Annotated in this window: 5 protein-coding genes; all 5 read right to left on the bottom strand. The window is 67.9% G+C overall.

The features are described from left to right. Positions 1–1,132: MFS transporter (locus VHL31_RS23435; protein WP_329663672.1), on the bottom strand; the 1,132-nt coding region annotated here is incomplete at its 3' end. 4 nt (positions 1,133–1,136) lie between these two features. Beyond that, a complete protein-coding gene (locus tag VHL31_RS23430) occupies positions 1,137–2,405 on the bottom strand; it encodes a pitrilysin family protein (RefSeq protein ID WP_329663671.1) in 1,269 nt (422 codons plus the stop codon). Further along, positions 2,402–3,793 carry a threonine synthase gene (gene thrC / locus VHL31_RS23425; RefSeq protein WP_329663670.1) on the bottom strand — a complete coding sequence of 464 codons (1,392 nt, stop codon included), beginning with the start codon at positions 3,791–3,793 and terminating at the stop codon, positions 2,402–2,404. Before thrC ends, VHL31_RS23430 begins: the two co-directional genes overlap by 4 nt. Positions 3,794–3,820: 27 nt before the next feature. Beyond that, the gene (locus VHL31_RS23420; protein ID WP_329663669.1) at positions 3,821–5,308 is read right to left on the bottom strand and encodes a carboxypeptidase M32; all 1,488 of its coding nucleotides are present in this window, start codon (positions 5,306–5,308) and stop codon (positions 3,821–3,823) included. Beyond that, on the bottom strand, positions 5,289–6,275 hold a 987-nt coding region (locus tag VHL31_RS23415; RefSeq protein ID WP_329663668.1), incomplete at its 5' end, for a COX15/CtaA family protein. The genes VHL31_RS23420 and VHL31_RS23415, both read right to left, overlap by 20 nt.

The raw sequence follows: 6,275 nt of genomic DNA, 5'->3' as shown, positions 1-6,275 counted from the left end.
TGACATCCAGGAGATGGGCAACTTCGCCCCAGATCCAGCTGCCGGCTGCCATCGAGCCAAACACGATCGTCTGGTAGATCGCGAGCTGCCTTGCCTCGAGGCCGGCGGCGGAGGCGTGCTGCACCGCGATGTTGAACGACGAGAACGAACCGAGCCAGGCCGTTCCTGCCAAGGCCAGTGCCAGGGACAGGAGCACGAGGTTTGACGACCAGGCCACCACCAGCGTGCTGAGCGCAAGCTGCAGCCCGAGCCAGGTGACCACCGGGCCAGTGCCGAACCGGCGTCTTGCCGGGTGGACAAGGAAGGCACCGCCCATGGCGCCGACCCCGAAGGCACCCAGCAGAAGGCCGAACGTCACGGCATCGCCATCCAGTCGGTCGCGGGCCACCAGCGGAAGCAGGCCCTGGATGCTGGAGGCGCAGAAGCTGAAGATCGCACAGTAGGCCAGTACCGCGCGGATGGCGTCCGATTCCTTGGCAAAGCGGATGCCGTCACCCAGGGCCCGGCCCATGCGTCCGCGGATGGCCATGCGCACGGGCGGCCGCTTCCAGGCCAGGAGCACCAAAAGCAGGGGCAGGTAGCATAGCGCGTTGGTCAGGAACGCGGCTTCCGAGCCGATCGATGCCACCAGGACGCCGCCGACCGCCGGGCCCACCGAGCGGGCCATGTTGAAGCTGATCGCGTTGAGCGTCACCGCTGCTGCCATGGCCGGCCGCGGCACAACCTCCCGCACGATTGTCTGGAAGGGCGCATTGGCGAGTGCACTGCCCGCACCGAGCGCGAAAGTGAGCGCCAGGAGCGTGATGGGGCCGGTCAGGCCCAGCCAGGTCAGCGTTCCCAGCGTCAGCGCCGCCACGAGCATCGTCGCCTGGCCGACCATGCAGACGAGCCGGCGGTCGCCCACGTCCGCGAACACGCCCGCCGGCAGGGCGAACAGGAGGATCGGCAGGAGGAGCGCGGTCTGGACCAACCCGACCCAGTCAGGCGTGCCGACCAGTTCCGTCATCAGCCAGGCAGCACCCACCGACTGGATCAGCCAGCCGAAGTTCGTCACCATGTTGCCGAGCCACAGGCGTCGGAACAGTGGGACCGCCAGCGGTGCCGACAGTCCCTCGCCTGTGTCCCTGTTCATGCCATCAGTGCCGCAGGCGAGCAGCCAGCTTGTCGTGGTCCAGCAGCTTGCTGCAGGGGCCCAGTGCCGTCACGGACGGTACCGGGTTGGCGAACAGGCGCTTGGCCACCCGCTTGAGGTCGTCATGGGTGACCGCATCGATCCGGCGCAGGATCTCGTCACGCGGGATCCGCCGGCCGAAGGTCAGCAGGTGGCGGGCCACATCCTCGCAGACACCCGCGCAGTGCTCCAGGCCCATGAGCAGGCCGGCTTTGGCTTGCGCCTTGGCGCGCACGAGCTCGACCTCGGTGATCGAATCCGTCGAGCCGGCCAGTTCGTCGGTCAGCACCCTGGCCAGCTCGTCCAGGTCACCCTCGCCCGTGCCGGCATAGACGCCGAACGTGCCGGTGTCGGGAAAGGCGTTGACGAAGCTGAAGACCGAGTAGGCGAGGCCGCGCTTTTCCCGCACCTCCTGGAACAGGCGGGACGACATCCCGCCGCCCATGATCGAGGAGTAGAGGTTGAGCACATAGATATCGGGGTCGTGGCAGGTCAGGGCCTCCAGGCCCAGCACCAGATGGACCTGCTCCAGCTCACGCTCCTCGCGCAGGTCGCCGCCGCGGTAGTCGGCCTTCACGAACGGGTCGACCGCGGAGCGCTGGAGGTCGCCGAACCAGCGCTGGCCTAGTTCCTCCAGCCTCTCGTGCTCGACCTGGCCCGCTGCCACGAGGATCATCTGCTCAGGCCCGTAGTGCCGGCGCATGTGGTCGGCCAGCGCCTGCCGGGGCATGGACCCGACGATCTCGGGCGGGCCCAGGATCGAGCGCCCTAGGGCTTGGTCGGGATAGGCCGTCTCCTGCCAGAGATCGAACACCAGGTCGTCCGGCGTGTCCTCGACCTGCCCGATCTCCTCGAGCACGACCTTGCGCTCGCGCTCCAGTTCGGTCTGGTCCAGCGTCGAGTGCTCCACGATGTCGGCGAGGATTTCGGTCGCGAGCGGCAGGTCCTCGGCCAGGATGCGGGCGTGGTAGGCGGTGTGCTCGCGCGACGTGTAGGCGTTCAGCTGCCCGCCGACATTCTCGACGGCCTCGGCGATGTCCTTGGCCGAGCGGGTCTCGGTGCCCTTGAACGCCATGTGCTCCAGGAGGTGCGAGACACCGTTGACGCTCTCGTGCTCGTGACGGGTGCCGACATCCACCCAAACACCCACGGCGCTGGTCATGAGATGCGGCATCTGCTCGCTCGCGATGCGCATCCCGTTGGGGAGCGTCGTCAGACGAAAGTTTTCGGTCATGCCGTCCTGCGGATGTGATCCTGAATGATGTGCAAGTCCGGCGGGAGCACGGTGTAGCGCTCCTCGCAGGCGAACAGGCCCGCCATGTGCGGCGGGAGTTGCGGCCGCTGGCCGATGGCCGCCTCCACCGCGTCCGGGAACTTGGCCGGGTGCGCGGTCGCAAGTGTCACCCGGGCAGCCTCCCCCGCCGGGATCGCTGCCCTCGCCGCGGCGACGCCGACGGCGGTATGCGGGTCGATCACCTCGCCGGTCGTGGCGAACACGTCCCGCATCGTCGCCGCCACCTCAGCCTCGTCGACGGCATGGCCGACCAGATATGCCCGGACCTGCTCTAGATGGGCATCGTCGACCGACAGCCAACCCTCTGCGCGGAACTGCTCCATCTGGGCGCGCAGGCGATCATGGTCGCGGTCCTCCAGCTCGAACAGCAGCCGCTCGAAATTGCTGGCCACCTGGATGTCCATGGAGGGACTGGTGGTGGGCATCACGTTGCCCTTGGCATAGCGGCCGGACTGGAGGAAGCGGGCGACGATGTCGTTGCTGTTCGTGGCCGCCACCAGCCGGTGGATCGGCATGCCCATCCCCCTGGCGATGATGCCGGCATAGATGTCGCCGAAATTGCCGGTCGGCACCGAAAAGGCCACCGGCCTTTCAAGCCCGCCCAGCCGCACCGCCGCGTAGGCGTAGTAGACGGCCTGCGCGGCGACACGGAGCCAGTTGATCGAGTTGATGGCCGCCAGCCGGTGCTCCTCGCGGAAGCCCCGGTCGTTGAACATCTGCTTCACCAGGTCCTGGCAGTCGTCGAACGTGCCCTCGACCGCGATGTTGGACACGTTGTCGGCCAGCATCGTCGTCATCTGGCGGCGCTGCACCTCCGACACGCGGCCGAACGGATGCAGGATGACGATCCGCATGTTGGCACGCCCGGCACAGGCCGCCAGCGCGGCGGAGCCGGTGTCGCCCGAGGTGGCGCCGACGATGGTGATCCGCTCACCCCGCCTGGTCAGCACATGCTCGAACATGCGCGCCAGGAGCTGCAGCGCGAAATCCTTGAAGGCCAGGGTCGGCCCGTGGAACAGCTCGAGGAGCCAGTCGTCCGGACCAATCTGGTTCAGGGGTGCCGTCGCGGCATGGCTGAACATGCCGTAGGCTTCGTCGACCATCGCACGGAATGCCGGCCGCTCGATCGTGCCGTCGACGAACGGCCACAGCACGATCTCGGCCGTCTCGGCATAGGAGCGCCCCTGCAGCGAGCGCCAGGCTTCAGGCGACAGTGCCGGCACCGCGTCGGGCAGGAACAGGCCGCCGTCCTCCGCCAGCCCCGCCAGCAGCACTTCCTCGAAGGCACGCGTGCCCGCGCCGCCGCGGGTGCTGATATAGGCGACCATGCTGCTTCTCGATGCTCCGGCGTCAGATCATGCGCCGCTTAAGTAGCGCAGGCGAAGGTGGTCCAGGAAGGCGTCAGGACCAAGGGTCTCGCCGGTGATGCGGGCCAACAACTGGTCGAACGTATACCGGCAGCCCTGCTGATGCACGTTCTCGCGCTGCCAGGCCAGGATCGGGCCGAACGAGCCCCGGCCGAGATGCTCCAGCGCATCCGGCACCTGCTTGAGCATCGCCCGGAACAGCTGCGCTGCCATCAGCGCGCCCAGCGTATAGCATGGGAAGTAGCCGAAGGCGCCAACCGGCCAGTGGATGTCCTGCAGGCAGCCACGGCGGTCGTCAGGCGGCACGATGCCCAGCAGCTCGCGCATCCCGTCGTTCCAGGCAGCAGGAAGATCGGCGACGCTCAGGTCGCCGTTGATCATCGCCTTTTCCAGCCGCCAGCGCAGCACGATGTGCAGCGGATAGGTCGTCTCGTCGGCTTCGACGCGGATGAGGGACTTCTGGACGCGGTTCACCAGCCTGGACAGGTTTTCGGCCGAAAGGGCGGGATCGTCTTCCCGCTCGAACACGGCGCGGGCCCGGCCCGCCAGGAAGGCGGTGAACGGCCTGGAGCGGCTGGCCTGCATCTCCGTGAACAGGGACTGGCTCTCGTGCACGATCATGCCGCGGGCATCGCCCACCGGCTGGTGGCGCCAAGCCACCGGCTGCCCTGCCGTATACTGGGCATGACCCAACTCGTGCAGGACGCCCATCATCGCCTGGAGGAAGTCGGCTTCCTCATAGCGGGTGGTGATCCGCACGTCGCCGGGGATGCCGCCGGAGAACGGGTGCGCGCTCTCGTCCAGGCGGCCCTGGCTGAGATCGAAGTCGACGGCCGCCATCATGTCCCTGGCGAGCAGCTTCTGACGCTCGATGGGGAACGGGCCGGAGAGTTCCATGGCCTTGGGCTGCCTGGCGATGACGGCCTCGGAGATACCCGGCAGTTCCTGGCCCAGCCGCGTGAAGATTGGCTCGATCGTCGAGTCGCGCAGGTTGGCCTCGTAGAGGTCCAGCAGCGCGTCATAGGGTGATAGCCCCTGCGCGGCACCCAGCGCCTCGGCCTGCGCCCGGGTCAGCCGGACGACCTCAGTCAGCGATGTCGCCAGTTCCGCAAAGTCGCTCTTGGCGCGCGCATCGCGCCAGATCATCTCGCAGGTCGTCGTCACCCGCGCGATCGCCTCGACGAGGTCGGACGGAATTGCGGTAGCCTGCACGTGGCGGCGCTTCATCTCGACGAGGTTGGCACGCTGCCACTCGTCGAGGGTCTCGTCGTCCGCCTGGGCTAGGCGCTCGGCCACGACCGGTGCCGTGATCAGGTCGTGGGCGAACCGCTTAAGCACGGCGGTCTGCTCGCCCCTGCCCTCGGCACCGCCCTTGGGCATGACCACGGCGGCATCCCATGACAGCACCGCCAGCGCGCCCTCCACATTGGAGATCCGTGCGAACCGGTCGGCGAGATCAGCGTAGGCTTGCGGCACGTAGCCCTCCTGGAACGGTCGGCGAGCCCACGGGAACGCTGCGGGCGCGCCAGAACAGGTCGGCAACCAGGGCAAAGGTGAGGACGCCCGTGGCCTGATGGAGCACCGCCTTCCAGATCGGGACTTCCATCATGATCACGAGCGCGCCGATCATGACCTGCGTGCAGACCAGCACCGCGGTCACCATGCTCTGCCGGCGCAGCTCATGCGGTACACGACCGTCACGCAGGCAGCCGATCAGCAGCGCGATCAGCGTCAGAGCAAAGGCGGCCGCCAGGTAGCGGTGGATCATGTGGACGACGGTGAGCTGGTCCTCCCAGTCCGGCAGAAAGCTTCCGCCGCAGTCCGGCCAGGTCGAGCAGGCGAGCGAGGCACCGGACTTGGCGGTCACGGCAGCAGACATCATCGCCAGCAGGGCCGTGACCATGGCCAGGAGCGCCAGCGGGCGGATCCAGCCGGGCGCCTCGCTGATCGCCGCGCTGCGCCCGCGCGCCGCATCGTGGATGCCGATGACGACGACCAGCAGCAGGAGAGCGTTGCCCAGGTGGATGGCGACGGACCAGGGGCTGTTGCGGTCGAGGACGGTGAGGCCGCCCAGCAGACCTTGCACCAGGAGCAATCCCACCATCAGGCCTGCCGACAGCGCGATCCGCGGATGCGCCGACCGATGGCGCCATCCGAGCCACGCCACCACCAGCGTGAGCGGCCCCAGCACCACCCCGCCGATGAGGCGGTGCACCCACTCCAGCATGACCTGGTAGTACTCGTAGCCCATGTTCGGGACCTGCTCGAGCAGGGACGGCAAGGGCAACCAGTAGCCGTAGCAGGTGGGCCAGTCGGGGCAGGACAGGCCGCTATTGGTGGTGCGGACGACGCCGCCCAGGACGATCATCCCGAAGATCAGAATGGCGGCGAGACCTGCAGTGCGACGAAGCGCGTTCATGATGTCGGATCCGTCCGTTCCGAA

The organism is Geminicoccus sp. (assembly GCF_036263595.1).
Lineage (GTDB): Bacteria > Pseudomonadota > Alphaproteobacteria > Geminicoccales > Geminicoccaceae > Geminicoccus.
The sequence above is the reverse complement of the archived record's forward strand: the minus strand, read 5'-3'. Positions and strand labels throughout refer to the sequence as shown.